The organism is Pseudomonas poae (genome assembly GCF_001439785.1).
GTDB classification, from domain to species: domain Bacteria; phylum Pseudomonadota; class Gammaproteobacteria; order Pseudomonadales; family Pseudomonadaceae; genus Aquipseudomonas; species Aquipseudomonas poae.
Window position 1 is genome coordinate 61693 of record NZ_JYLI01000018.1, and the last position, 26372, is coordinate 88064.

The 26372-nt window shown below is 61.1% G+C and carries 21 protein-coding genes; 8 read left to right on the forward strand and 13 right to left on the reverse strand.

The window, feature by feature from the left end; translation table 11 throughout:
- Nucleotides 1–62 precede the first annotated feature (62 nt).
- Complete coding sequence (selD, locus tag TU75_RS19975; protein WP_003237947.1) at nt 63–1097, forward strand: selenide, water dikinase SelD; 1035 nt, start codon at nt 63–65, stop codon at nt 1095–1097.
- Entirely contained in the window at nt 1097–2200 is a 1104-nt protein-coding gene (gene mnmH, locus TU75_RS19980) for a tRNA 2-selenouridine(34) synthase MnmH (RefSeq protein ID WP_060549860.1), read from the forward strand. The genes selD and mnmH overlap by 1 nt, the downstream gene beginning before the upstream one ends.
- A 117-nt stretch (nt 2201–2317) precedes the next feature.
- Here mnmH and TU75_RS19985 read toward each other — a convergent pair whose 3' ends face one another.
- Nucleotides 2318–3373, reverse strand: a complete 1056-nt coding sequence (locus TU75_RS19985; protein WP_003237943.1) for a permease — start codon at nt 3371–3373, stop codon at nt 2318–2320.
- A gap of 58 nt (nt 3374–3431) precedes the next feature.
- The gene (locus TU75_RS19990; RefSeq protein ID WP_060549861.1) at nt 3432–4133 is read right to left on the reverse strand and encodes a hypothetical protein; all 702 of its coding nucleotides are present in this window, start codon (nt 4131–4133) and stop codon (nt 3432–3434) included.
- Between the two features lie 253 nt (nt 4134–4386).
- On the opposite strand from TU75_RS19990, the gene TU75_RS19995 reads away from it, so the two are divergent.
- The 3 genes from TU75_RS19995 to hemB all read left to right on the forward strand — a co-directional run bounded on the left by TU75_RS19995 (nt 4387) and on the right by hemB (nt 7008).
- The gene (locus tag TU75_RS19995; RefSeq protein WP_060549862.1) at nt 4387–5085 is read left to right on the forward strand and encodes a glutathione S-transferase N-terminal domain-containing protein; all 699 of its coding nucleotides are present in this window, start codon (nt 4387–4389) and stop codon (nt 5083–5085) included.
- A gap of 3 nt (nt 5086–5088) precedes the next feature.
- The gene (locus tag TU75_RS20000; RefSeq protein ID WP_060549863.1) at nt 5089–5919 is read left to right on the forward strand and encodes a PhzF family phenazine biosynthesis protein; all 831 of its coding nucleotides are present in this window, start codon (nt 5089–5091) and stop codon (nt 5917–5919) included.
- A 114-nt stretch (nt 5920–6033) separates the two neighbouring features.
- Entirely contained in the window at nt 6034–7008 is a 975-nt protein-coding gene (hemB, locus tag TU75_RS20005) for a porphobilinogen synthase (protein WP_060549864.1), read from the forward strand.
- 104 nt (nt 7009–7112) lie between these two features.
- On the opposite strand, the gene TU75_RS20010 is transcribed toward hemB, so the two are convergent.
- Together TU75_RS20010 and TU75_RS20015 are read right to left on the reverse strand one after the other, a co-directional pair.
- The gene (locus TU75_RS20010) at nt 7113–7421 is read right to left on the reverse strand and encodes a contact-dependent growth inhibition system immunity protein (protein WP_060549865.1); all 309 of its coding nucleotides are present in this window, start codon (nt 7419–7421) and stop codon (nt 7113–7115) included.
- Entirely contained in the window at nt 7418–12136 is a 4719-nt protein-coding gene (locus tag TU75_RS20015; protein WP_060549866.1) for an RHS repeat-associated core domain-containing protein, read from the reverse strand. The genes TU75_RS20010 and TU75_RS20015 overlap by 4 nt, the downstream gene beginning before the upstream one ends.
- Nucleotides 12137–12381: 245 nt before the next feature.
- Between TU75_RS20015 and TU75_RS20020 the strand changes: the two genes are divergently transcribed.
- On the forward strand, nt 12382–13467 hold the full coding sequence (locus TU75_RS20020) for a DUF1615 domain-containing protein (protein WP_060549867.1): 1086 nt from the start codon (nt 12382–12384) through the stop codon (nt 13465–13467).
- 75 nt (nt 13468–13542) lie between these two features.
- Here the strand turns inward: TU75_RS20020 and TU75_RS20025 are convergent, their stop codons facing one another.
- From TU75_RS20025 to TU75_RS20035, 3 genes are read right to left on the reverse strand one after another with little or no spacing between them, the layout of a single operon-like run.
- Nucleotides 13543–14724 (reverse strand): acetyl-CoA C-acetyltransferase, encoded by a 1182-nt coding sequence (locus TU75_RS20025; RefSeq protein ID WP_060549868.1) that lies wholly within the window; start codon nt 14722–14724, stop codon nt 13543–13545.
- 11 nt (nt 14725–14735) lie between these two features.
- Nucleotides 14736–15395 carry a CoA transferase subunit B gene (locus TU75_RS20030; protein ID WP_003232829.1) on the reverse strand — a complete coding sequence of 220 codons (660 nt, stop codon included), beginning with the start codon at nt 15393–15395 and terminating at the stop codon, nt 14736–14738.
- Nucleotides 15396–15430: 35 nt separating this feature from the next.
- Nucleotides 15431–16129, reverse strand: coding sequence for a CoA transferase subunit A (locus tag TU75_RS20035; RefSeq protein WP_003232827.1), 699 nt, complete (start codon nt 16127–16129; stop codon nt 15431–15433).
- A 188-nt stretch (nt 16130–16317) separates the two neighbouring features.
- Here TU75_RS20035 and TU75_RS20040 point away from each other — a divergent pair, with 188 nt between their 5' ends.
- On the forward strand, nt 16318–17220 hold the full coding sequence (locus TU75_RS20040) for a LysR family transcriptional regulator (RefSeq protein WP_060549869.1): 903 nt from the start codon (nt 16318–16320) through the stop codon (nt 17218–17220).
- A gap of 57 nt (nt 17221–17277) precedes the next feature.
- Here TU75_RS20040 and TU75_RS20045 read toward each other — a convergent pair whose 3' ends face one another.
- The 6 genes from TU75_RS20045 to TU75_RS20070 all read right to left on the reverse strand — a co-directional run bounded on the left by TU75_RS20045 (nt 17278) and on the right by TU75_RS20070 (nt 25167).
- On the reverse strand, nt 17278–17607 hold the full coding sequence (locus TU75_RS20045) for a hypothetical protein (RefSeq protein ID WP_003232823.1): 330 nt from the start codon (nt 17605–17607) through the stop codon (nt 17278–17280).
- Between the two features lie 691 nt (nt 17608–18298).
- A complete protein-coding gene (locus TU75_RS20050; RefSeq protein WP_015371763.1) occupies nt 18299–19144 on the reverse strand; it encodes an NAD-dependent protein deacetylase in 846 nt (281 codons plus the stop codon).
- 8 nt (nt 19145–19152) lie between these two features.
- Entirely contained in the window at nt 19153–19593 is a 441-nt protein-coding gene (locus TU75_RS20055; RefSeq protein WP_003232819.1) for a CBS domain-containing protein, read from the reverse strand.
- 128 nt (nt 19594–19721) lie between these two features.
- Nucleotides 19722–21671, reverse strand: coding sequence for a DNA topoisomerase III (locus TU75_RS20060; RefSeq protein ID WP_060549898.1), 1950 nt, complete (start codon nt 21669–21671; stop codon nt 19722–19724).
- Nucleotides 21672–21832: 161 nt separating this feature from the next.
- Nucleotides 21833–23455: an MFS transporter gene (locus TU75_RS20065; RefSeq protein WP_060549870.1), complete on the reverse strand. Its 1623-nt coding sequence runs from the start codon at nt 23453–23455 to the stop codon at nt 21833–21835.
- Between the two features lie 65 nt (nt 23456–23520).
- Nucleotides 23521–25167, reverse strand: a complete 1647-nt coding sequence (locus tag TU75_RS20070) for a GMC family oxidoreductase (protein WP_060549871.1) — start codon at nt 25165–25167, stop codon at nt 23521–23523.
- A 129-nt stretch (nt 25168–25296) separates the two neighbouring features.
- Here TU75_RS20070 and TU75_RS20075 point away from each other — a divergent pair, with 129 nt between their 5' ends.
- Nucleotides 25297–26193, forward strand: a complete 897-nt coding sequence (locus tag TU75_RS20075; RefSeq protein ID WP_060549872.1) for a LysR family transcriptional regulator — start codon at nt 25297–25299, stop codon at nt 26191–26193.
- The last annotated feature ends 179 nt before the right edge of the window (nt 26194–26372 follow it).

Sequence of the window (26372 nt, forward strand, 5' to 3'; positions counted from 1 at the left end):
AGAGCCCAGCCGGCCTTTTGCTGTCTGCTAGAATCGCCCCACTTGATAGCTTGAGGTTTCCCATGAACGAGCCGATTCGCCTTACCCAGTACAGCCACGGCGCGGGATGTGGCTGCAAGATTTCGCCCCAGGTGCTGGAAGTGATCCTTGCCGGCAGCGGCGCGCAGAACCTCGACCCCAACCTGTGGGTGGGCAATGCCTCGCGCGACGATGCGGCGGTGTATGCCATCGACGACGAGCGTGGCGTGGTCTCCACCACTGACTTTTTCATGCCGATTGTCGACGACCCTTTCGACTTCGGCCGCATCGCCGCCACCAATGCCATCAGCGACATCTACGCCATGGGCGGCGATCCGCTGATGGCCATCGCGATCCTTGGCTGGCCGGTCAATGTGCTGGCACCGGAGGTGGCTCGCGAAGTCATCCGTGGCGGCCGCTCGGTGTGCGACGACGCCGGCATTCCTTTGGCGGGCGGGCATTCGATCGACGCGCCCGAGCCGATCTTCGGTCTGGCCGTCACGGGCCTGGTGCAAAAGCGCCACATGAAGCGTAACGACACTGCCACCGCTGGGTGCCGGCTGTACCTGACCAAGCCGCTGGGCATCGGCATCCTCACCACGGCGGAAAAGAAAGGCAAGCTGCGCGAAGCGGATATCGGCCTGGCCCGGGACTGGATGTGCACCCTCAACAAACCGGGCAGCCGCTTCGGCAAGTTGGCCGGGGTGACCGCCATGACCGACGTCACCGGTTTCGGCCTGCTGGGCCATCTGGTGGAAATGGCCGACGGCAGTGGTCTCACGGCGCGCATCGAATACGAAAAGGTCCCACGCCTGCCAGGAGTTGAATACTACCTCGATCAAGGCTGCGTGCCCGGCGGCACCTTGCGCAATTTCGACAGCTACGCCAAAAAGCTGGGGCGCGTGCAGGAGCTGCACAAGCGCGTCTTGTGCGACCCGCAAACCAGCGGGGGCCTGCTGATCGCCGTCACGCCTGAAGGCGACGCCGAATTCCATGCCGTGGCGGCGGAGCTGGGCCTGAGCCTTGCGCCAATCGGTGAACTGCTTGAGCGACAGACCAACGCGGTCGAGGTGATTTGATGGCGGCCGACATCACCGATTACCGCGACATTTTCCTGAACGACCGGCCGATGATGGACACGCGCGCGCCGGTCGAATTCACCAAGGGCGCGTTCCCCGGCGTGATCAACCTGCCGCTGATGACCGACCACGAGCGCCAGCGGGTCGGCACCTGTTACAAGCAGCAGGGCCAGCAAGCCGCAATCGTTCTGGGCCACGAGTTGGTGTCCGGGGCGATCAAGGCTCAGCGTATCCAGCAATGGGCGCACTTCGCCGAGGCCAATCCCCATGGCTACCTATATTGTTTTCGCGGCGGGCTGCGCTCGCAGATCGTCCAGCAATGGCTGAAGAGCGAAGCCGGCATCGAATACCCCCGCGTTGGCGGCGGCTACAAGGCCATGCGCACGTTCCTGGTGGACACCATTGAGCAGGCAACCGTCCAGTGTGATTTCGTGCTGCTCGGCGGCATGACCGGCACCGGCAAGACCGAAGTGCTCGGCCAGTTGCGCAACGCCCTCGACCTGGAAGGCCACGCCAACCATCGCGGTTCCAGCTTCGGCAAGCGTGCCACGGCGCAACCGTCCAACATCGACTTCGAGAACCATCTGGCGGTGGACCTGCTGAAAAAACGCGCTGCCGGCGTCGAGCAATTCGTGGTCGAGGACGAGAGCCGCATGATCGGCAGCTGTGCGCTGCCGCTGGCGTTGCACAAAGGCATGCAGAGTTTTGCGATGGTGTGGCTGGAAGACAGCGTGGAAGGGCGCGTGGAGCGGATCCTGCGTGACTACGTGGTGGACCTGTGTGCCGAGTTCATTGCGCTGTTTGGCGAGCAGGGCCAGGCGCTGTTTGCCGAACGCCTGACCCAGAGCCTGGCCAATATCCACAAACGCCTGGGCGGCGAACGCTTCCAGCGGTTGCAGGCGGTTTTGCAGGACGCCCTGGCGGAACAGGCGCGCAGTGGCGTGGTGCACTTGCACCGGGTATGGATTGAGGGGTTACTGCGCGAATACTACGACCCGATGTATGCCTTCCAGCGCGAGAGCAAGGGCGCGCGTATCGAGTTTGCGGGGGAGCAGGGGGCTGTGGTTGAGTATCTGCGCGAAAGGTTGACCAGGCTGAGCTGAGGGGTTGAGCATGTGACCGCTATCGCAGGCACGCCAGCTCCCACATTTTGAACGGTGAATACAGTCAAATGTGGGAGCTGGCTTGCCTGCGATGAGGCCCTCAGCCTCACCCAGCCCCTAGAGAATCAAAGCCCCGATCAAACCACACACCACCCCCACCAGCATGGTCAACCCGGCCACTGTCACCAGCACCCGCGCGTCGAAATCCTTGCGCAGCATCAACAGCGACGGCAGGCTCACGCTGGGCAGGGTCATCAGCAGCGCCACCGCCGGCCCGGTGCCCATGCCCAGGGCCATCATGGTTTGTACGATAGGAATCTCCGCCGCCGTAGGAATCACGAACAACGTGCCGACAATGGCCAGCGGCACCAGCCACACCAGGCTGTTGGCCATTGCGCCGTCCACGTGTGGGAACAGCCACACCCGCGCCGCGCCCAGTACCAGCACCGCCAGGATGTACACCGGGATGGTGCTCCAGAACAGCTGCCACAGGGTACGCAGCCAGCGGCCGAGAAACGGTTGCGCGTCCACTGTGCTCGCATCGGCCACAGCCTCCAGCGCGGCTTCCGGCACCTGTTCGGGCCGTGCGATACGCTGCGCGACAAGGGACACGCCCACCACCAGCACAATCCCTGCCACCAGCCGCAACGCGGTAAAGCCCCAGCCCAGCACAAAGCCCATGAACACCAGCGTGGCCGGGTTAAGCACCGGGTTGGCGATCCAGAACGCCAGCGCCGCGCCCACCGAGACCTGCTGACGGCGCATGCCCGCCGCGACAGGCGCGGCGCAGCAACTGCACATCATCCCCGGCAAGGCGAACAGCCCGCCGCGCAGGGTCGAGCCGAGCCCGGCACGGCCGAACAGGCGCAGCAACCAGTCACGGGGGATCAGCACTTGCAGCAATGAGCCAAGAATCACCGCCAGCACGGCCGCTTTCCAGATCGCCAGGAAATACACCTGCGCATAGGCCAGCGCTGCCGCCAGGGGCGAGCTTTGCTGGTCATTGATAATCGAGGCGCCAATGCTGTGGCTGTCGGCCGCGACAAATGCCTTGAAGTAGTAGGGCGACCACTTCACATAGTAGAGGCCGACGCAGGCCACCAGTAGAAACAGCGCCGGCTTCCACCAGAAGGACCAGCCCCGGTTGGGCTGGGTGGAGATGAGGTTGGACATGCTGATAATCCGCAGAGGAGTCGATAGCGCAGCATCATACGCCCCTGCCGCCCAACCTTCAGATATCTGCGCTGACCTGCGTCGCTTCCGGGCAGCTTTGCTCGCCGTTGTTCAGGCCCTGCTTATAGTTGCGACTCAACAACGACGCCTTGCCGTTGTGCCAGGTCAGCGTGAGTACGTACAGGGTGTCGTAATCGCTGCCGGACCAGTCTTCGGTGATGGTGTGCTTCTCGCCCACCGCCTCGCTGGCCACCTTGTTGATCAGCTCCGGCAGATAGCCGTGGGACCAGGCGGTGTAGATAGTCGCGTTGTGGTACTTGTCTTCCACCAACTCGTCGGCAAGGGCGCTGGTGTCGTTGGCCGAAAACTTGATATTGACCGGAAGGCCGAGCTTGATCGCGCTGGGACTGATGGTCATCAGCGGGCGAATGTAGCTGTATGAATTGTCCTTCTCGCCTTCTTCGATATTGCGCGTCGGGTTGGCCGCAAATACGTAGTTGGCCTTGCCGAATTTTTCCGGCAGCACCGTGGCCAGGTTCATCGCTCGGTTCAGGCCTTGGCAATTGAGTTGGCCGAGGCCGCCTGCAGGTTTTTCGCCGTGGCGCAGAAACACCAGGGTTTGCACGCCGTCCACCGGCTGCGCGCGGCTTTCGCGGGCATCGAGAGCGGCGACCATGGCGCCGCTCACCAGCAGCATCGGTAACATAATGTATGAATAGCGCTTGAAACGTTGCACTAGGCGCAGAGGCTTGATCTTCATGATAGGTTCGAGTCTTCGTGCGTCAGGTTAAGGCCGACAGGCCCGGCCACAGTGGCGCTTGGCGCCTGCTGCGGTGTTCCTTGTCGATATAGCAAGGTGCCTCCATTCACCCATGAGGGCGCACTTAAGAGTGCATCTGGGCACTTTGGTTCGCGCTTGCGGCAGATTAGCGCACCAATGTTGCGCAATGATGACCCATGCACGAAGGCGGTCAGATGACTATGATGGTGAGTTTCTGCCCAAGGGTTTCCCGATGAATCCACTCGCTGCCTTCCCGATCAACGCCAAATGGCCCGCCCAGCACCCCGAGCGTCTGCAGCTGTATTCGTTGCCCACGCCCAACGGTGTCAAAGTCTCGATCATGCTGGAGGAGCTGGGCCTGCCCTATGAGGCGCACAAGGTCAGTTTCGACACCCATGACCAGCTTTCCCCCGAGTTCCTGTCGCTCAATCCCAACAACAAGATTCCCGCGATCATCGATCCCAATGGCCCCAGCGGCCAGCCGCTGGCGTTGTTCGAGTCGGGCGCGATCCTTATCTATCTGGCGGAAAAAACCAGCCAGTTGCTCTCCGAAGACCCGGCCACGCGTTACGAAACCCTGCAATGGTTGATGTTCCAGATGGGCGGCATCGGCCCGATGTTCGGTCAGCTCGGATTCTTCAACAAGTTCGCCGGCAAGGCTTACGAAGACAAGCGTCCCCGCGACCGCTACGCCGCTGAATCGCGGCGCCTGCTCGAGGTGCTGGAAAAACGCCTGCTGGGCCGCACCTGGATCATGGGCGACGACTACAGCATCGCCGACATCGCGACCTTCCCCTGGATTCGCAACCTCATCGGCTTCTATGAATCCGGCGACGTGGTGGGCATCGCCGACTTCCCCAATGTACTGCGCGCGCTGGATGGCTTCGTCGCCCGGCCAGCGGTAATCCGTGGCCTGAGCATACCGAGCTGACCCATGCCGACTTTCGATTTCAAGCAACTGGATGTATTCAGCAGTGTGCCGCTCAAGGGCAACCCGCTGGCGGTGGTACTGGGCGCTGACAGCCTGACCGACCAGCAGATGGCCGATTTCGCCAAGTGGACCAACCTCAGCGAAACCACGTTTTTGCTGACGCCGCGCGATCCACGGGCGGACTACCGGGTTCGCATCTTCACCACCCTGCAGGAACTGCCGTTCGCCGGGCACCCGACCCTGGGCAGCTGTTATGCGTGGCTGCAGGCGGGTGGCGTGCCGAAGGGCGAACAGATCATTCAGGAATGTGAAATCGGTCTGGTGCGTATCCGGCGCCAGGGCGACGAACTGGCGTTTATCGCACCGCCGTTGCTGCGTGCCGGCGAGGTGGAGGCTTCATTATTGGAGCGCGTTCGCCTGGGGTTGGGCCTGGCACCCGGTGCCATCCTGCGCAGCCAGTGGGTCGACAATGGCGCCGGTTGGCTGGCAGTGATGCTGGCCGACCGCCAGACCGTGCTGGACCTGCGGCCCGATTACGCGCAATTGCTCGGCCTGGCGGTCGGCGTGATTGCGCCGTGCGATACGGGCGACGCTCAGTTTGAGGTGCGCGCCTTTGTCGCGGGCGATGGCGCTCCGGAAGATCCAGCCACCGGCAGCCTGAACGCGGGTGTCGCACAATGGCTGCTCAGTGAGGGGCTGGCGCCTGATCGCTACGTGGTCAGCCAGGGCACGGCGATGGGCAGAGCAGGGCGCATCCGCGTCGAACGTCAGGGCGATGAAATCTGGGTCGGCGGTGCCGTTACGGTGTGTATCGACGGACGTCTGCAGCTTTAGAAAAACGCATTGTTACAGGCCATGCAACAGACTATTGGGTCTTCGGCGTTTGTTCCATGCAATCAAGGGGCATAAGCTTTTGCCCCACTGTTTCTGCCGTTTTTCAGGAGTTCCATGACCAGCCAGTTCCCCGAGTCCCGTCCCCGCCGCCTGCGCCGCTCACCCCAGTTGCGTGGCTTGTTCCAGGAAACCGAATTCACCCTCAACGATCTGGTGCTGCCGATCTTCGTCGAGGAAGAAATCGACGACTTCGTGCCGGTCACCAGCATGCCGGGCGTGCAGCGTATCCCCGAGAAGAAACTTGCCGGTGAAATCGAGCGATACGCCCGCGCCGGCATCAAGTCGGTGATGACCTTTGGCGTGTCCCATCACTTGGACGCGAACGGTAGCGACACCTGGCAGGAACGCGGTCTGGTCTCGCGCATGTCGTCAATCATCAAGGACGCCGTGCCGGACATGATCGTGATGTCCGACACCTGTTTTTGCGAGTACACCGACCACGGTCACTGCGGTGTGATGCATGGCGCCCACGTCGACAATGACGCGACCCTGATCAACCTCGGCAAACAGGCCGTGGCCGCCGCCCGCGCCGGCGCCGATGTGATCGCCCCGTCAGCCGCGATGGACGGCCAGGTCCAGGCCATCCGCCGCGCCCTGGATGACGCCGGCTTCACCCACATCCCGATCATGGCCTACTCCACCAAATTCGCCTCGGCTCTCTACGGCCCCTTCCGCGAAGCTGGCGGCAGCGCCCTCAAAGGCGACCGCAAAAGCTACCAGATGAACCCGATGAACCGCCGCGAAGCCGTGCGTGAATCGTTGCTGGATGAACAGGAAGGCGCGGATGCATTGATGGTCAAGCCAGCAGGCGCCTACCTCGACATCATCCGCGACATACGCGAAGCCTCGCGTTTGCCGGTGGCGGCGTATCAGGTCAGTGGTGAATACGCGATGATCAAGTTCGGTGCCCAGGCGGGTGCGATTGACGAAGATCGGGTTGTGCGGGAAACGTTGGGATCGATTAAACGGGCAGGGGCGGATTTGATTTTTACGTATTTTGCGATGGAGTTGGCGTTGGCGGGGATTTGAGGCATCCATTACCTCTTGTGGCGAGCGAGCTTGGTCGCGTTGGGCTGCGTAGCAGCCCACAGCTCATGTTCACCAGTTTTTATGTTTTAGAATGTTCTAGCTATTTATTTTTTGAGTAAACAGTGGTCGAACTTTTCCACTACATAATTCAGCCATATCAGCCCCGATGGCCACTGGTTGGGGTAGTAATAATTGCAATACTGTTTGTAAAATAGGTTCTGCTGAAACTCTGACTCAGTTGTGAATGATTTCGCTAGCTGCAATATCTCTTCTCTCACAGTCATGATCGTATCTTTAGATGAGTCCAGTAAGAAACTATCAATTACTTCATCCGCTGTAGCATGTTCTTCCATCCAATCCTGGTGGAAATAGGCGCCAAAAAATTGTTGAAGTTCAGTTAATTGCTCGTTCATGTTTTTATTGGGAATCCTGTAAGTAATAAGTAGCCATCTGGCATTTCAGGTTTTCGGATCAAGACGAGAAGAAATTTATTAACGGGTACTGCTTCAGATGCGTCTCTCAAAAAACTCAATCCTACAGCTTGGTTCGACTGCTCTCTAATAATATGCTTTTTCTTTGTTCCCTGCAGGAAGTTGGTTATTTCCTGCTGACGAGAGGCTAAACTTTTAGAAACTAGTGATTCTGCGTCTTCCAAGGATTTGAATGTGGAGGCTGCCGGTATATTTGGCTCAGCCTTAAGTCGTTCAGATAACTGGGTATCGGTTTGGCCCACGTGTTTCATAATCAGGTGCCCCCCTGCTTTTTCATGAGTAACAACTACACCGTCGGCCGCAATTCTTTGGTCGGGATCAGCTTCTGATCCAGGGCATTTTCCAATCTTACAACTTAGGCCTAGTGGGTCTACCCACCCGGTAGGATTCGGCACGTACTGGTAAGCATTGATCCCGCCCGCCAGCTTCACCGGATCCGGCGTCAGGTAGCGTCCAACATCCGGATTGTAGTAGCGATGTCGGTTGTAGTGCAGGCCGCTTTCCTCATCGAAGTATTGGCCTTGAAAGCGCAGCGGGTTGTCGATTTTGTCGACGTCGAGGCGGCTGATGTGGCCGTAGGCGCGGTAGTGGGCGGACCAGACGATTTCGCCGTCTGGGGCGGTCAGTTCCTGTGGCGTGCCGAGGTGGTCGAGTTGGTAGTGGTAGGGGCTGGTGGCTTCGGGGCCGAAACCATCCAGCAGGGCGAGCGGGCGGAAGCTGTCGGGTTCGTAGAGGTAGCTGCGGTGGCGGTCGGCGTGGTGTTCGGCGATCAGTTTGTCGCCTTGCCAGAAGAATTCGGTGGTTTTGTCATCCACGGTTTTACTGATGCGCCGGCCAAAGGGGTCGTAGCGGTAGCGGGCGGTTTGGCCGTTGGGTTTCTTGACGGCGATCAGGCGGTGCTGGCAGTCGTAGCGGTATTCGCTGACCAGTGCCTGGCCTTTGCCACGGCGTTCGCGGATCAGGTTGCCGAAGGCGTCGTAGTCGTAATGCCGGTCGCCCTGGATCAGCAGGCGGTTGCCGGCGACGATGTCCGGGCCGGGGCGGTCGTGCATCAGCAGGTTGCCGGCCGGGTTGTGGCCGAAGCGCTCCTGCAGGTCCTGCGAGTGATCGGCGCGGGTCAGGCGGTGAAGCGGGTCGTAGGCGTAGTGATGTTCGCCTTTGCGGGTATCGAGGATACGGGCGAGGTTGCCGGATTTTTCGTAGTCGTATTGGCGGCGGTAGTAGCGGTTTTCCTGTTGCGTGATGGCGTGGGCGTGGAGGCGGTGTTGGTCGTCGTAGTGGTAATGGCTGAGCAGTTGGCCTTGCTGTCGTTGCTGCTCCTTGCCCGCTTTGAATAGATGCGAGGTGAGCACTTCACCGTTGAGTTCGACGGTGCCGAGGTGGCCGCCTTTATCGTGGTTAAACGTGACGCGGTTGTTGTCCGGCAGGCGCAGGCGCTGGAGTTGACCGCAGGCGTCATAGCCATAACGCAAGGTGCCCCAGCCTTGATGCTCGGCGGTGAGGCGGTTTTGTCGATCGTATTCGTAGGCCAGCGCCCAGTGGCCGTCTTCGACGCTGAGGAGATTGCCCTGGCGGTCGTAGGCATAGTCAACAACGGCGCCATCAGGCAGGGTTTTTCTGACAAGGCGCCCGGCAGCGTCTCGCTCATAACGGGTGATGAGCTGACTGCCATCGTCGCCATGTTCGGTCTTTTCCTGAAGATGGCCGTTGAGGTCATAAACGTAGGCGGTGCGCTGGCCGTCAAAGCCGATTTCCTGCTGGATCAGGCCGTTGGGGTGATAGGCAAGCCGGTAGGTCTCGCCGACCTCGTTTTCGATCTCGGTCAGCAATAACCGCGCGTTGTCGTAGCGATACTGGACCTGCGTGCCGTCGGCATTGATGCGCCGACTGATCAGGTGCAGCCTATCGGCATACTCGTAGCGGGTGACGTGCCCCAGTTCATCGCGTTCGGCGGTGATTTTTCCGTAGGCGTTGTAGCTGTATTCCCTGCATGCACCGCCCGGCAATATCAGGCGAGTCAGGCGGCCCACGCTGTCCCATTGGTATTGGGTCAGCGCGCCATGCTCATCCTCGCGGGCCACCTGTCGCCCGAGGTCGTCATAGCGATAGCGCCTGATCCCGCCACTGGGCAACTGTTCCTCAAGCAGTTGCCCGCGCTCATTCCACACCAGCCGTTGGCAGCTGTGATCGGGATACCACACCCCAATCAGTTGCCCCTGTTTGTTGTAGCTGTAGTCCGTGACATGGCCGTCAGGATCGGTCTTGCGCGTTACGTCGCCTTGTTCATTACGCTCGTATTTCCAAACCGCCTCACCCCGGCGCACCACTCTTACGAACCCGTTGTCATGCTCGTAGGACGTCGGCTCATCGTCCCCGGGAAACAGCGCCACCAAGCGCCCCGCGTTGTCGTACTGATACGCCGTCACCGCGCCCAACGGGTCCTGCTCAACCGTCAGTCGGCCTTGTTCATCGTAGGATTTGAAGTGCTGAGCGCCATCCGGATCCACCCGCTGCACCAGGCGTGCCCGCTGATCGTGGACGTACACTTCCTGGCTGCCATCGGCGTTATGCACGGTGACGCGCCCGTCATCGCCCCACACATAGCGCGTGTCCATCTGCGCAAAACTGGCCCAATGCCGTACACAGCGCGCCGCCTTGCCGGACCGTTCCCACGCCCAGAAGAAACTCGCGCCACCGGCCAGCCCACGTTCCAGAATCACGTGCTGCTCGTCGTACCGGTAAACCTCGCATTCACCTACGGCATTGGTCGCCGACACCAGTCGGCCTGCGTCGTCGTAGGCGTAGGACACCACCGTCTGTTCAGTCACCCAGTCGTAGGGTTCACGGCCCTTGGCGCGATGAACCTGATAGTCCACCGCCGCAATTCGACCCTGCGCATAGCGCAACCACAGCGAGCGTCCGGCGCCATTGTCCAGCCGCTCAATGCGCCCCAGCACGTCGCGGGAAATGCGCAGCCGGTTGTCGTACGCATCGCTGATCGCCACCAGCACGCCATCGCGAAAGTGATAAAACCGCGACGCCTGGGCCAGCACCAGCTCATCGGGCAAGTCCCCCAAAAAAATCGCTGCTTCCGCCAGGCTGTTGGTGATTGCCGGTCGCGAAACGGTGGGCAAGGGCAGGGTGGTCGAACGATTTTCATGGTCCGTCCACACCACCGAATCGCCGGACATCTGCAGCCGCTGGGCGAGGGCATGGCTCCAGCCAAACCCCAGCCCGACATCGATTTCCACCGCACTGGTGCGATATACCCGCGTCCACTCGAACGGCAGAATGCCGTCGAGGATGCCGTCGGCGAGGGTGAGCAATTCCTCGCCGGTGACCATCGACACCGGGCAGCCGTGGGTGACGGTCTTGTCCGCAGACGCAGACGCTTCCCCCGCCGGGTTTTTTGCCGACACCGGCACGTCATCAACGGGCGATGCGTGCACGAGTGCCGTGCGCTGCGTCTTTTTTCGCACCGTCGGCACCGCGTTCGGCACCAGTGCCTCGCCCACCTTCAGCGGCGCCACCGCCTTGATTGGCGTGGCCGCGCTGGCTAACAACACCGGCTTCAGCGTCTCTGTATGCTCGTCCACATGCGCCTTGCCAAACTGACTGGCTATCTGCTGCAACCACTGGCGTGTACGGTGAGACTTGATGCGGCCGAGCACTTTCGTACTGATGCGCACCGCCATGCCCATCCCGGCCGTCGCCATCCCCAGCAACAAATTGATCAGTATTTCTGCGCCGATCTCTCCCAACATTTCGTTCATGTACGGCGGCGGCAGCAGGCGCATCCAACTGACCAGCGCCGCCAGATACACGAACAGCAAGGGCTCATCACTGAGCACCAGCAACCCCTTGGCCAGGGTCTCGGCACTCAACGCCAGTAACTGGTCAAGTTCTGCCTGAGAGAGGTAATGCAGCAGCTTTTCAGCATTTGCCAGCGGAGCTGAAAGCCATTCGAACAGTTGCTTGATGTCGTCCCACAATGAATAGAGCGCTTCGCTGAAGCCCCGGGCATAGGCTTGATCCAACGAGAGATAGCGCTTGAGAAAGTTCGCCTCGGCATAGCCCTTCCACAAGGGTTCGAATGTGTCGCGCCATTCACCGCGCAGCCACAGTTCGAGGGGCGCGATCACCGACTGATAGGAGGCGTACAGCGCTTTGAAATGGTCCTTGGAAACGTTGGGGTAAAAACTGATGCGGTAACGCTGGTTGCGATCACACTCCTTGACCTCAAGAATGCCGCTGGGCCCGATGGTGTGATGGATGGGCTCGCCCAGCGGTCCGCCGTTCGGGTCAATCCGCTGCAACACCACCGGCGTATTGCCAATGGGCACAAAGCGTGAACTCTCGAACATATGCACCAGCGTCAGCGTGCCGTCCGCGGGGCAGGCGGCGACGGTGCTGCTGGGGAAGAGGGAACGGTCGATCGGCGCGACCACCACCTGGTCGCCGACCTTGAATACCTGTTCGATATCGAGCGCCGAAAAGCTGAAATAGCTTTGTGCCCAGAGATCGTAGGAATTGAGGCAGCGCCGGAAATCGCCGAGAACGGATTCGACGTCCCGCGTCTTCGCGTCCATGGCGGCCAGCACCAGAAAGCCAATGGCCTGGCTGGTAGGGTTGATCATGAGACAGCCCCGGCGATCAGGGCCTTAACGAACAAATCCATCTGCAATCCCTCGCACTGTGTGATCAGGCGAAGGACTTTGCCGAGGTCGGAGTAGGAGGGGAGTAGAGGTTATCCGAGGCTCATGTGGGAGATTTCAGCAGGATGCATCCGCTTTCAAATGGCGCAGGGCAGAGTGGCGAACCCGCGTTAGACTTGCCTGTCGATATCCGCACTGCCTGGCCCGTTGTTATCCAAGGAAGCTCCATGTACTCAACACGCTTGATCCTCAGCCTCACGACGTTGCTGGTGCTGGCCGGCTGCGCAACTTCACGCGGCCCGCAGCAGCCGGAACGCAGCGAGGCCGACGTGAAGGCGCAGATCGTGCGCCTGCTGCCCGCCAAAGTCGCCGATCGCAATGGTTGGGCCCAGGACATCTACACCGCGTTCGACACCCAGCACATCTACCCCAGCACCGAAAATATCTGCGCCGTGCTGGCGGTGACCGAGCAGGAATCCACCTACCAGGTCGACCCGCCCGTACCGAATATGGGCAAGATCGCCCAGGATGAAATCCTGCGCCGTGCCGGCAAGGTGCATGTGCCTGCGTTTGTGGTGCGCAGCGCCTTGCAGGTGCGCTCGCCTGGCGGCAAGACCTACGCCGAGCGCCTCAATGCTGCGCGTACCGAGAAGGACCTCAGTGGCATCTTTGACGATTTCATCAGCATGGTGCCCCTGGGCAACACGCTGTTCGGCGGCTTCAACCCGGTGCACACCGCAGGCCCGATGCAGGTCAGCATCGAGTTTGCGCAGAAGCAGGCGCGCGATTATCCCTACACGGTGGATGGCACGATTCGCCGCGAAGTGTTCACCCGCCGTGGCGGCATGTATTTCGGCATCGCTCATTTGCTGGGTTATCCGGTCAATTATGACCAGCTGCTTTATCGCTTTGCCGATTTCAATGCGGGTTGGTACGCAAGCCGCAATGCCGCGTTCCAGGCGGCGGTCAGCCGCGTCTCCGGCACTGAGTTGGCGTTGGATGGGGATTTGATCCGTTACGGCTCGTTGCTGCCCGGCACCACCGAGCTGGCGGTGCGCTCGCTGGGCGCGAAACTGGACATGCGCAATCCCAGCATCCGCAGCCAGCTGGAACAGGGTGAGCAACTGGATTTCGAGGACACGACCCTCTACAAACGCGTTTTTGCCCTGGCCGACAAGGCTGCCGGCAAACCGCTGCCGCGTGCCGTACTGCCGGGCATCGTGCTCAAGAGCCCGAAGATCACCCGTAACCTCACCACGGCGTGGTTTGCCAAACGGGTGGATGAGCGTTATCAGCGCTGCATGAAGCGCTGAGCTTTCGAGCCATGATGAACATCAACATGTGGGAGGGGGCTTGCTCCCACAGTTGGACTGTGTTGGCCTTTTAGATCAGTTGCGTTCGAGGGCCAGGGCTACGCCTTGGCCGCCGCCGATGCACAGGGTGGCCAGGCCTTTTTTTGCATCGCGCTTGATCATTTCATGCAGCAGGGTCACCAGCACGCGGCAGCCTGAGGCGCCGATCGGGTGGCCGATGGCGATGGCGCCTCCGTTGACGTTGACCTTGTCGGCGTCCCACTCCAGCTCCTTGCCCACCGCCAACGCCTGCGCGGCGAAGGCTTCGTTGGCTTCGATCAGGTCCAAATCGGCAAGTGTCCAACCGGCCTTGTCCAGGCAGCGGCGGGTCGCCGACACCGGGCCGATGCCCATGATGGCCGGGTCGACACCGGCGTTGGCGTAGCCGGCGATACGCGCCAGTACTGGCAGCCCGAGCGCCTTGGCCTTGTCCGCACTCATCAGCAACACCGCGGCAGCGCCGTCATTGAGGCTGGAAGCGTTGCCGGCGGTGACGCTGCCGTCTTTCTTGAACGCGGGCTTGAGCTTGCCCAGGGACTCGGCAGTGGTGCCGGCGCGCGGTTGCTCATCCACGGTGAAGGTCACGGGGTCGCCCTTGCGCTGGGGTATCAGGATCGGCGTGATCTCATCGACAAATCGCCCGGTTTCAATAGCCGCGGCGGCTTTTTGCTGGGACGCGGCGGCGAAGGCATCCTGGGCTTCACGGCTGATGCCGTACTTGTCCACCAGGTTCTCGGCGGTGATGCCCATGTGGTAGTCGTTGAACGCATCCCACAGGCCGTCAGTGATCATGCTGTCGATCATTGTGGCGTGACCCATGCGCAAACCGGTGCGCGCGGCCGGCAAAATGTAGGGGGCCAGGCTCATGTTTTCCATGCCGCCAGCGATGATCACCTCGGCATCGCCGCAGCGAATCGCCTGCGCGCCGAGGTGCAGGGCCTTGAGGCCCGAGCCGCAGACTTTGTTCAAGGTCAGGGCCGGCACGGCGTGGGGCAAGCCGGCAAGGATAGAGGCCTGGCGCGCGGGGTTCTGACCCGAACCTGCGGTGAGCACCTGGCCGAGGATCACTTCGTCCACCTGGGCCGGGTCCAGGCCGGTCTGCTCCAGCAAGCGGCGGATCACGGCGGCGCCAAGTTCCGGTGCTGGAATATTCGCCAGCGAACCCTGAAAGCTGCCCACGGCGGTGCGGGTGGCAGCAACAATCACGACGTCTTGCATGGAAGCGGTCCTCACTGAAAATGCATTTCCGGAACATGGTCCGGGACGATGAGTTTACCGGCGGTCTTGCTCACAATCTCTTCAACGCTGACACCAGGTGCGCGTTCCTTGAGGATAAACGCGCCATTGTCGATTTCCAGGTAAGCCAGGTCCGTGAGCACACGTTTGATGCAGTGGGCACCGGTCAGCGGCAGGCTGCATTGGCTGAGCAACTTCGATTCACCGTCCTTGGACGCATGGGTCATGATCACGATGATGTTTTCCGCGCCGGCCACCAAGTCCATGGCGCCGCCCATGCCCTTGACCATCTTGCCGGGGATCATCCACGAAGCGATGTTGCCCTGCACGTCGACTTCAAACGCGCCGAGCACGGTGAGGTCGACGTGGCCGCCACGAATCATCGCGAAGGACTCGGCGGAGGAAAAGATCGAGGCGCCGATGCGCGCGGTCACGGTCTGTTTGCCGGCGTTGATCATGTCGGCATCAAGCGTCTCTTCGGTAGGAAACGGGCCCATGCCCAGCAGGCCGTTTTCCGATTGCAGCATCACTTCCATGCCGTCGGGGATGTAGTTGGCCACCAAGGTTGGAATGCCGATGCCGAGGTTCACGTAGAAACCGTCCTGCATTTCGCGGGCGACACGTTGAGCCATTTGTTCGCGGGTAAGCGCCATTTTATGAGTCCTTGTTGTCAGGGCCAGGGGTCGGATTATTTGCGGACGGTGCGCTGTTCGATGCGCTTTTCAAAAGTGCCGCAGATGATCCGGTCGACGTAGATGCCAGGGGTGTGGATCTGCGCCGGATCCAGCGCGCCCGGCTCGACGATTTCCTCGACTTCCACCACGGTGATTTTGCCGGCGGTGGCCGCCAGCGGGTTGAAGTTCTGCGCGGTGTGGCGGTAGATGACATTGCCGAAGTGGTCGGCTTTCCAGCCTTTGACGATGGCGAAGTCGCCGGTGATGGACTCTTCCATCAGGTACGGGCGACCGTTGAATTCCCGGGTTTCCTTGCCTTCGGCCACCGGGGTGCCGACGCCGGTAGCGGTGAAAAACGCTGGAATGCCGGCGCCGCCTGCGCGCATTTTTTCCGCGAGGGTGCCTTGTGGGGTCAGCACCACTTCGATTTCGCCGCTGAGCAGTTGCTTCTCGAACAGGGCGTTTTCACCCACGTAGGATGCGATCACTTTGCTGATCTGCTTTTCTTCCAGCAGCACGCCCAGGCCGAAACCGTCAACACCGCAGTTGTTGGAGACCACGGTCAGGTCGCGGGTGCCCTTGCGCTTGATCTCATTGATGAGGTTTTCCGGAATGCCGCACAGGCCAAACCCCCCGGCGAGGACGGTCATGCCGTCTTCCAGGCCTGCCAGGGCTTCCTCGTAGGACGCCACGCGTTTATCGAAACCTGCCATACGCACCTCTTTTATTATGTGTGGGCCAGCCAATGAGCCGAGTGTTGCGCTGGTAGATTGATTTGTTAAGTTGTTTTTTTAGGTTGATTGGTTTGAAAAACAGCATAATCAGCCTCAAGCCGCACGCTCAAAGCTGCGTCCGGCGGCGCTATCACTTGCAGCTTTCAACTTGCAGCCTGGAGCTTTCCATGACCGTCAAACAGATACGCGCATTCCTGGCCGTGGCCCAAAGCCTGAGTTTCGCCGCCGCGTGTGAGCGCCTGCACCTGTCCCAGTCGGCGCTCAGCCTCACTATCAAAGGGTTGGAGGAAGGCCTGGGGGGGCGTCTGTTCAGCCGCACCACGCGCAATGTGGCGCTCACCCCGGAGGGCGAATCACTCTTGCCACTGGCACGCCGATTGATCGCCGACTGGGACAATGCCGAAGACGAATTGCGTCAGCGTTTCACCTTGCAGCGCGGACGGGTGACGGTAGCGGCCATGCCATCGTTTGCCGGCAACCTGTTGCCGCCGATCCTGAAGATATTCCGCGCGCGTTACCCTCAAGTGAACGTAACCGTGCATGACCTGATAAATGAGCAGGTGCTGGAGATGGTCCGCGACCGCCAGGTGGAGCTGGGCGTGGCGTTCGAGCCTGGCGAAGGTTCGGCGTTGTCATTTACGCCCCTGTATCTGGACCGTTTCGTTGCCGTGGTGCCGGGCGACTCACCCTTGGCGCGCCAAACATCCATCAACTGGCAAACCATGCTCGCACACCCGTTCATTACTTTGCAGCGACCCTCCACGGTGCGGGTGATGCTGGAAGAACATCTGGGTGCTTTGCAGATGAAGCTGCCGGTGGCACTGGAAAGCCATCAACTGGCGACGGTGGGCAAGATGGTCGCCAGTGGCTTGGGCGTGAGCGCCGTGCCTGCGTTATGCAGAGGGCAGATGGAGGAGGCGGGAGCGCGGTGCATCACCTTGACCGGCCCGGTGATTGAGCGGCCGATCGGTGTGCTGACCAAACCGGGGCATGAGCTGTCGGCGGCGGCGCAAGTGCTGTTTGATATTTTTCGGGACGAGGCGGGGAAGGGAAGGTTCCCAACGGTCTGAGTGACTGCACAATAACTTCAGGGAGCAGGCAAACCGGCGCCCTGAAGTTGCACTTGGTTAGTAGTAACGATCAATGACTTTAACTTGCGAGCTGTCTTTGAAAGAGCGCCAGGCATTGTTGATCGTGTCGAATACCTGTTCGATAAAGTTGCGATCGGCGGCGGCTTTCTTGCCGACATAACCCTGGCCGCGGCGGTACATCTTCAGGCGCGCCGCCAGTTCACGGTGGTTGCGGTCGAACTCGGCTTCTTCGGAGTGAGGCGCCAGACGATCAATTTTCACTTCGCCCGACTTTTCCACCCACAGGATATGGTCGTCGAGTGTGTCTTTTTGCGCGGCGAACATCTCAGCCAATTCATCGATAGTGGGTTGGTTGTTCAGATTCATGTGTAAGCCCCTTGACCAGTTGGTGATCTATCCGTTAATTCCGTTAAAACTGCTTAGTTGTCTCCGGCTCGAAAACCGGGCGTCAGTGACGGTCTGCCAAGTACGGGCAGGGTCTTGAAACTGATGCATGTAGTCTTGCTGATGAACTGCTACGCAATGCATTCATAACGAAGACAGGCAGCATTTGAGCGCCTGTACCCATCCCTTTCGGGGCAGGTCAGCTTCATCAATCTGCCTTGTGGGCAGTGCACATCCGGAAAAAACAGCTCGGCGGTCAGACGAGTGCTTTCAAAACGCGTGTTACCAACGCTCCCGATGCGGGAGACGTCTAGATCATGCAAGGACAAAAACGCGGCGTCAACGATTATGTAGTGATTATTTTTGATCACTACATAAAATGCTTTGGCGACGGGAGAATGCGTAAAAACGTGACCTGGGCGTCACTTTTGGAGTGGCGGGTCGCCTCTGCGGCAAGCCCATTTTGTGGCGAGCGGGCTTGCCCCGCGTTGGGGTGCGCAGCGCCCCCAATCCAGCAAAACGCGGTGTGCCTGATACGGCTCAGCGCCTGGTTTTGGGGCTGCTGCGCAGCCCAACGCAGGACAAGCCTGCTCGCCACAGGGAATCTGCGCTTAACTGAGCGGCATTGGGACAATGCCTGCTCGCCACAGGGCATTTTTGGTGGGTGTTTTTGCTAGCTCAATTGCTCGGCAAGCAAGGGCAGTAAATGTTCACAGGACGCTTCAATCTTCACCTGCAACAGCTCATCGCCGCGGGTCTTGCCCAGGTTGATGGCGATCACCGGCTTGCCCTGTTCAACCATCGCCTTGCACAGGCGAAACGCCGAATAGGCCATCAACGACGACCCCACCACCAACAGCCCATCGGCATGCTCCACCGCCGTCATGGCCCTGGCGGCTGTAACCGGTGCCACATTCTCGCCAAAAAACACCACGTCGGGCTTGAGCCGCTCGCCATTGCAACGGGGGCATCGAGGCACCTGGAAGCGTTCTTCGAATGTGGGGTCGAGCATTGTATCGCCATCCGGTAACTGCACGGCGTGTACCTGGGCGAGGTAGGGATTGTCGATCTCCATCTGGCGCTGGATTCCATCGCGTGGGCTGCGCTGCTGGCAATCCAGGCACAGCACACGATGCAGGCTGCCATGCAGCTCAATCACATCCTGGCTGCCGGCCTGATCATGCAGGGTGTCGACATTTTGCGTAATCAGCCCGCTGATGCGCTGGCGGTGTTGCAGGGTGGCCAGTGCCAGGTGGGCCGCGTTGGGCTGCGCGATGTGCACCTTCGGCCAGCCCAGCATCGCCCGTGCCCAGTAGCGACGGCGCGCCTGGGGTGTGGCGAGGAATTCCTGGTACATCATCGGCGCCTTGCCCCGACGCACGCCTTCGCTGTCGCGATAGTCGGGAATGCCCGATGAGGTGCTGATGCCTGCGCCGGTCAGTACCAGAAAGCGCCGTTCGCTCATCGCCCGGTGCAGGGTGTCGAGTTGATCGGCAAGATGTTCCAGCGTGTCGAGCATGGGTTCCCCTATTCGCCGCGAATGTACTGCTCCAGTTGCCTGATCAGGTCTGTCTGTTCGGCAATGGCTTCCTTGACCAGGTCGCCAATGGACAGCAAGCCCAGCAGCTTGCCATCTTCTACCACCGGCAAGTGGCGCAGGTGACTGTCGGTCATGATGTTCATGCACTCATCGACACTTTTATGGGGCTCAACGGTGATGACCGGCGAGCTCATGACCTGATCGACCCGTGTGGTCACCGAGGACAGGCCCTTGAGGATGAGTTTGCGTGCGTAGTCACGTTCGCTGATGATCCCCACCACCGCACCGTCCTTGACGACCGGCAAGGCCCCGACGTTTTTTTCCGACATGCGTACCAGTGCTTCGAACACGGTGTGGTCCCACTGAATGGTATGCACGTCGTGATGCTTCTGGTCCTTGGCTTTGAGCAGTTGTGCAACGGTTTTCATGGCGGCCACTCCGATATCGTTGTTGTTTAGTCAGGGTCCTACAGAATCCTAGACGGCCCGCAACCGGGCAAGGTCCAAAGCGGCGTTAAACCCGTCGAAAAACGTCATTCGCCGGATTTTTTTGTGTTTTACCCCGCAGTGGGTGGCTTTTTCGCGCGTTTGACGTGGGTGCCCGACTTGCGCGGGGCGCTCTTGCGTTTGTTTTTCCAGGGCGTGGCGCCCCGGCCTGCCGGGCTGGCCGGGCCGGTGATGGTCATGCGCATGCCGTTGCAGCGGGCCACCTGCTTGCTCATCCAGGCCGCTTGTTTGGCGACGAATTCCTCCAGGCTCATCTCGCCGCTTTGCACCATGTCCAGCGCCTGCTCCCAGATGGCGGTGGTGCCGGGGTCGGCGATGGCGCGGGGCACCGCGTCGATCAGGCTGAACGCCGCCGGCGTGGCCGACAGCGCCTTGCCATTTTTAACCAGGTAACCGCGGTCCAGCAGGCCCTGGATAATTCCGGCGCGGGTGGCTTCGGTGCCGATGCCAGTGGTGTCCTTGAGTTTTTGCTTGAGCAGTGGGTCTTGCACCAGTTTGGCGACGTTCTTCATCGCCTTGATCAGGTCGCCTTCGGTGAACGGCTTGGGCGGCTGGGTCCACAGGTCCTTGAGGTTGACCCTGGCCACCACGTAGTCCCGACCTTGCGCCAACGTCGGCAACGCCTGGGGCGCAGGGGCTTCGCGGCCTTTGGCGGGGGCCAGTGCTTCGGGCAGTGCGCGCTTCCATCCCGGCTCGATCACCACCTTGCCCACCGCGCGCAACGCCTGGCCGGCGCAGTCGAAATCGGCCTGGGTGCGATCATATTCATGATTGGGCAGGAACTGCGCCAGGTAGCGCGCACGAATCAGCGTGTACACCGCTCGCTGCTTGCCGGCGAGTTGCCCGAGATCCTTGCCGGCCCCGGTGGGAATGATGCCGTGGTGGGCGCTGACCTTGGCGTCGTTCCAGGCCCGCGAGCGGCGCTGGGGGTCGATATGGGGCATCAGTTCGTTCACTGCGGCATCCGCGCGGCCCAGCGCCGCGAGAATCTTTGGCGCTTCGCTGTGCTGGCTCAACGGCAGGTAGCCGCAGTCGCTGCGCGGGTAGGTGATGACCTTGTGCGTCTCGTAGAGGGATTGGGCGATATCCAGGGTTTCCTGGGCGCCCAGGCCGAGCTTCTTCGAGCAGACTTCCTGCAGGGTGCCGAGGTCAAAGGGCAGGGGGGCTACCTCACGCATGCGCTCGGTGCGCAGCTTCACCAGCCGCGCACTGGCAGCCTGGGTCATGGCTTGGGCGGCATCACGGGCCAGTTGCGGGTTGAGGCAGCGGCCCTGGTCGTCACAGGCATCTTCAGCGGCGCGCCACTGAGCCGTGAAGGTGATGGCGTCGTGGCGCAGGTCGACATCAATGGCCCAGTAAGCCACCGGTACGAAATCGGCGATGCTGCGGTCGCGGTCCACTACCAGGCGCAGGGTCGGGGTTTGTACGCGACCGACCGGCAATACGCCCTGGTAACCGGATTGACGGCCGAGCAAGGTAAACAGGCGGCTCATGTTCATGCCGATCAGCCAGTCGGCACGCGAGCGACCCAGGGCCGAGTGGTACAGGCTGAAGGTTTCAGCGCCGGGCTTGAGCGCGGCAAGGGCCTTGCGGATGGAGGCGTCGTCCAGGGCCGACAGCCATAGCCGCTGGATCGGCCCGCGATAACGACAATGCTCCACCAGCTCACGCGCAATCATCTCGCCTTCACGGTCGGCGTCGGTGGCAATGATCAGCTCTTGAGCTTCCCCCAGCAGGCGCTTGACCGCCTTGAACTGGCTGGCGGTCTTGGGCTTGACCAGCATTTTCCATTTTTGCGGGACGATCGGCAGGTCGGCCAGTACCCAGCGTTTGTATTTGGCGTCGTAAGCGTCGGGCGGGGCGGTTTCCAGCAAATGGCCGATGCACCAGGTGACGGTAACCCCGTTGCCCAGCCAGCAACCGTCGCCGCGGCGACTGGCGCCGAGCACGGCCGCTATATCCTTGGCCTGAGAGGGTTTTTCACAGAGGTACAGCCGCATGGTCATCACATCAGATCGGATTGATGCCTTGCAGGATGCTGAGTCGAGAGCAATTGAGCAACCATTATCTGTATGGATGTACAGCTTTAAGTTTCAAGCTGCAAGCACAGACAACGCCGATCCGCTCTTGCTTGCCGCTTGCCGCTCGCCCCATGCAGCTCCTAATTACTATCGATGTCCACGTGGCGTGTTTCCTTGAGGCAGAGCATCCCGACAATCAGGCTCACACCCGTCACCACCACCGGGTACCACAGCCCATAGAAAATATCCCCGGTGTAGACCACCAGTGCGAACGACACTGTCGGCAGAAACCCGCCAAACCAGCCGTTACCGATGTGATACGGCAGGGACATCGAGGTGTAGCGGATGCGCGTCGGGAACAGCTCCACCATCAGCGCCGCCAGCGGGCCGTAGCACATGGCCGCGATCAGGATGAGCGCGACGATCAGCACCACCACCATCACCTTGTTCACCTGGGCCACATCCGCCGAACTCGGGTAGCCGGCCAGGGTTACCGCGCCGCGCAGGGCGGCTTCGTCGAAGCCATCGATACGCACGTCACCCACGCTCACCTGCACCGGGCTGCCGGCGGGTGCGGCGGCGCTGGTGTAGGGCAGGCCCTGCTTGACGAGGAAGGTCTTGACCTTGTCGCAGGGGCTATCAAACCGCGCCTTGCCCACCGGGTCGAACTGGAAGGTGCAGGTGGCAGGGTCGGCCAGTACGGTGATCGGCGCCTGTCGGCTGGCCTGGTCCATCGCCGGGTTGGTGTAGTGCGCCAGGCTTTTGAAAATCGGGAAGTACAGCACGGTTGCCAGCAGCAGGCCGAGCATCAGCACGGGTTTGCGCCCGACCTTGTCCGAGAGCCAGCCAAAGAAGATAAAGAACGGTGCACCGATCACCACGCTGATGATAAGCAGCATGTTGGCCAGGGCCGGGTCCATTTTCAGGAACTGGGTCAGGAAGAACAGCACATAGAACTGCGCCGCGTAGAAGGTCACCGCTTGCCCGCCGTTGATGCTGAACAGGGCGATCAGCACCACCTTGAGGTTTTCCCATTTGCCGAACGACTCACGGATCGGCGCCTTGCTGGCCTTGCCTTCCTCCTTCATCTTCAGAAACGCTGGCGACTCATGCAGGCTCATGCGGATCCAGGTGGAAATGCCCAGCAGCACGATGGAGAACAGGAACGGAATGCGCCAGCCCCACACTTCGAATTGATCGCCGGTGAAGTAACGGCAGGCCAGCACCACCAGCAGCGACAGCAGCAGGCCGAGGGTGGCGGTGGACTGGATCCAGCTGGTGTGCAGGCCGCGTTTGCCTGCGGGTGCGTGCTCGGCCACGTAGGTTGCGGCGCCGCCGTATTCGCCGCCCAGTGCCAGGCCTTGCAGCATGCGCAGCAGGATCAGGATGATCGGCGCCGCGATGCCGATGCTGGCGTAGGTCGGTAACAGCCCGACGCAGAACGTGGCCACGCCCATCAGAATAATGGTGACGAGAAACGTGTATTTGCGCCCGATCATGTCGCCCAGGCGGCCGAACACCAACGCGCCGAACGGGCGTACCACAAAGCCCGCCGCGAACGCCATCAAGGCAAAGATAAACGCCGTGGTGTCGTTGACCCCGGCAAAGAACTGCTTGCTGATCACGGCCGCCAGGGCGCCGTAGAGGAAAAAGTCATACCACTCGAACACCGTGCCGAGGGAGGAGGCGAAGATGACTTTTCTGGAGTCGTTGCCGGCGCTGGCAGGCAGTGCGGCGCCGAGCGGTTGAGCATGGTCTGACATCGGGTAGTCCTCACAGTGATTATTTATTGTTGTTCCACTGTCGGCGTCAAAGGCGACGCCGCTGTTCAGATTGCGTAAACCCGTTCTTTCTCCGGGGCGAGGCTCCTTGTGGGCGGTGAAAGGATCAGCTGCGCGGCCTTCTCGGCAATCATCAGCGTGGGTGAGCAGGTGTTGCCGGAGGTGATGCGCGGCATGATCGAGGCGTCGGCAATGCGCAGCCCTGGTACGCCGTGCACCCGCAGTTGTGCGTCGACCACGGCGTCTTTGTCGCTGCCCATGCGGCAGGTGCCCACTGGGTGGAAAATCGTCGTGCCGATACGGGCGGCGGCTTCGTGCAGTTGTTCTTCGGTCTGCAACGCATCGCCCGGCAGGTATTCCACCGGTTTGAACTGGCTCAGCGCCGGTGCGGCGACGATGCGTCGGGTCAGACGTATGGCGTCGGCGGCCACGCGCAGGTCCTCGGGATGGCTCAGGTAGTTGGGCTGAATCAGCGGCGCGTCCGCCGGGTTGGCCGAGCGAATATCGATACGCCCGCGGCTCTGCGGGCGCAGGTCGCAGACCGATGCGGTAAACGCCGGGAACCCATGCAAAGGCTCGCCAAAGCGCTCCAGGGACAGCGGCTGCACGTGGTATTCCAGGTTGGCCGAGGTCTGCTCCGGCCCCGAGCGGGCAAACGCGCCGAGCTGACTGGGCGCCATCGACAGCGGGCCGCTGCGGTCATACAGGTATTGAAGGCCCATGCCCATCTTGCCCCACACGGTGCCGGCGATCTGGTTGAGGGTGCGGGCGTTTTCCAGTTTGTAGATCAGCCGCAGTTGCAGGTGGTCCTGCAGGTTGCCGCCGACGCCCGGCAGCTCGTGCAGTACCTCGATGCCCAACGGCTTGAGCACGCTGGAGGGGCCAATGCCCGAGCGCTGCAGGATGCCCGGCGAGCCCACGGCACCTGCGCACAACACGATTTCCTTGTGCGCTTTCCAGGTGATCTGCTGGCCATGTTGACGGCCGACCACGGCTGACGCACGACCGTTTTCCAGTATCACGCGATCAACTTCCACGTCGGTCAATACGGTGAGGTTGGGTCGCTGGCGGACGGGTTTGAGAAATGCTTTGGCCGCGTTCCAGCGCACCCCGGCCTTCTGGTTGACCTGGAAATACCCGCAGCCTTCGTTATCGCCCTGGTTGAAATCGCTGACCGGTGCGATGCCGCTCTGCGCCGCCGCATCACGGAAGGCATCGAGGATCGGCCAGTGCAAACGCTGTTGCTCGACGCGCCATTCGCCGCCGTCATTGTGGAACTCAGAGCCACCGGCAAAATGGTTTTCGCTATGCTTGAACAGCGGCAGTACGTCCTTCCAGGCCCAGCCGGGATTGCCTGCGGCCGCCCAGCCGTCGTAGTCCCGGGCCTGGCCGCGCATATAGATCATGCCGTTGATCGACGAGCAGCCGCCCAGCACCTTGCCCCGTGGATAACTCAGTGCACGGCCTTGCAGGCCTGCCTGGGCTTCGGTCTTGAAGCACCAGTCGGTGCGTGGGTTACCGATGCAGAACAGGTAGCCGACGGGAATGTGAATCCAGGGATAGTTGTCGCGGCCGCCGGCTTCCAGCAGCAGCACGCGGTGCGCTGGGTTGGCGGACAGTCGATTGGCCAGCAAACAGCCTGCGGGGCCGGCACCGACCATCACGTAATCGTATTGCGCAGTTGCAAGAGGCATCTGGGGTCTCGCTTGTTTTTCTTATTGGTTCCATCCTAGTTGTTAGTTTTCGTCTTAAAAATGTTAGTTTTTGCCCAGCTGCTGTGCGTTTTTAAACAGTGCTGCCCGATGCCACGCAATGGAGGCGACATGTTCGACTGGAACGACCTGCGGTTTTTTCTTGAGTTGCAGCGCAGCGGCCGCCTGCTCACCGCCGCGCAGCGCCTGAAAACCACGCACGCCACGGTGGCCCGGCATATCGAAGCGATTGAGAAGAGCCTCGGCACCGCATTGTTTGTGCAGCATGCCCAGGGCTATGAACTGACGCCTGCCGGCGAAGCGTTGCTCAAGCACGCCGAAGCCATGGAAAACCTTGCGTTGCTGGCCGAAGACGAACTCACCCATGCCGCCGCGCCCCTGGGCAAGATTCGCCTGGGCGTGGCGGAAGGGCTGGGCGTGATGTTCCTTGCCGGGCGCATGGGCGGCTTGTTTGAGCGTTATCCAGGCCTGGAAGTGGAACTGGTGGCGGTGCCGCGCTTCGTCAGCATCCTCAACCGCGAGGCGGAGATCAGCATCCATCTGGAGCGCCCCAGCGTCGACCAACTGGTCACCCGCAAACTCACCGACTACCGCCTGGCGCTTTACGCCAGCCGCGCTTACCTGGACCGCCACCCGCCGATTGAAAAGCGCGAAGACCTCGCGGCCCATGCCTGGATCGATTACGTCGACGACTTGCTGTTCAGCCAGGAACTCAAGTTCCTCAGCAGCTTCTGCCGCACCCCCAAAGTGGTGTTTCACAGCACCAGTGTCATCGCCCAGCATCAGGCGGCGCGTTCGGGATTGGGCATCGCCGTCCTGCCCTGCTTCATGGCCGCCGACGACCCGGACCTGGTCGCGCTGCTGCCGGAGGAAGGCATTCAGCGCAGCTACTGGATCAGCTCACGCCGGGAACTGCATAAATCGGTGCGGCTGCGGGTGTTGTGGGATTACGTGGTGGAACTGTGCGCACGGGAGCAAGCGCTGTTGCTCGGCGCGTCTACTGACTAAACCGGGTAAAAAATGCGGGAAGCTTGGCGCTGTCGTGCAGCCAGTTGCAGCCTCTGTGGCGAGCACATTTCTTGTGGCGAGCGGGCTTGCCCCGCGTTGGGGGGCGAAGCGCCCCCAATCCAGCAAAATGCGGTGTACCTCATATGGCTCAGCGCCTGGTTTTGGGGCTGCTGCGCAGC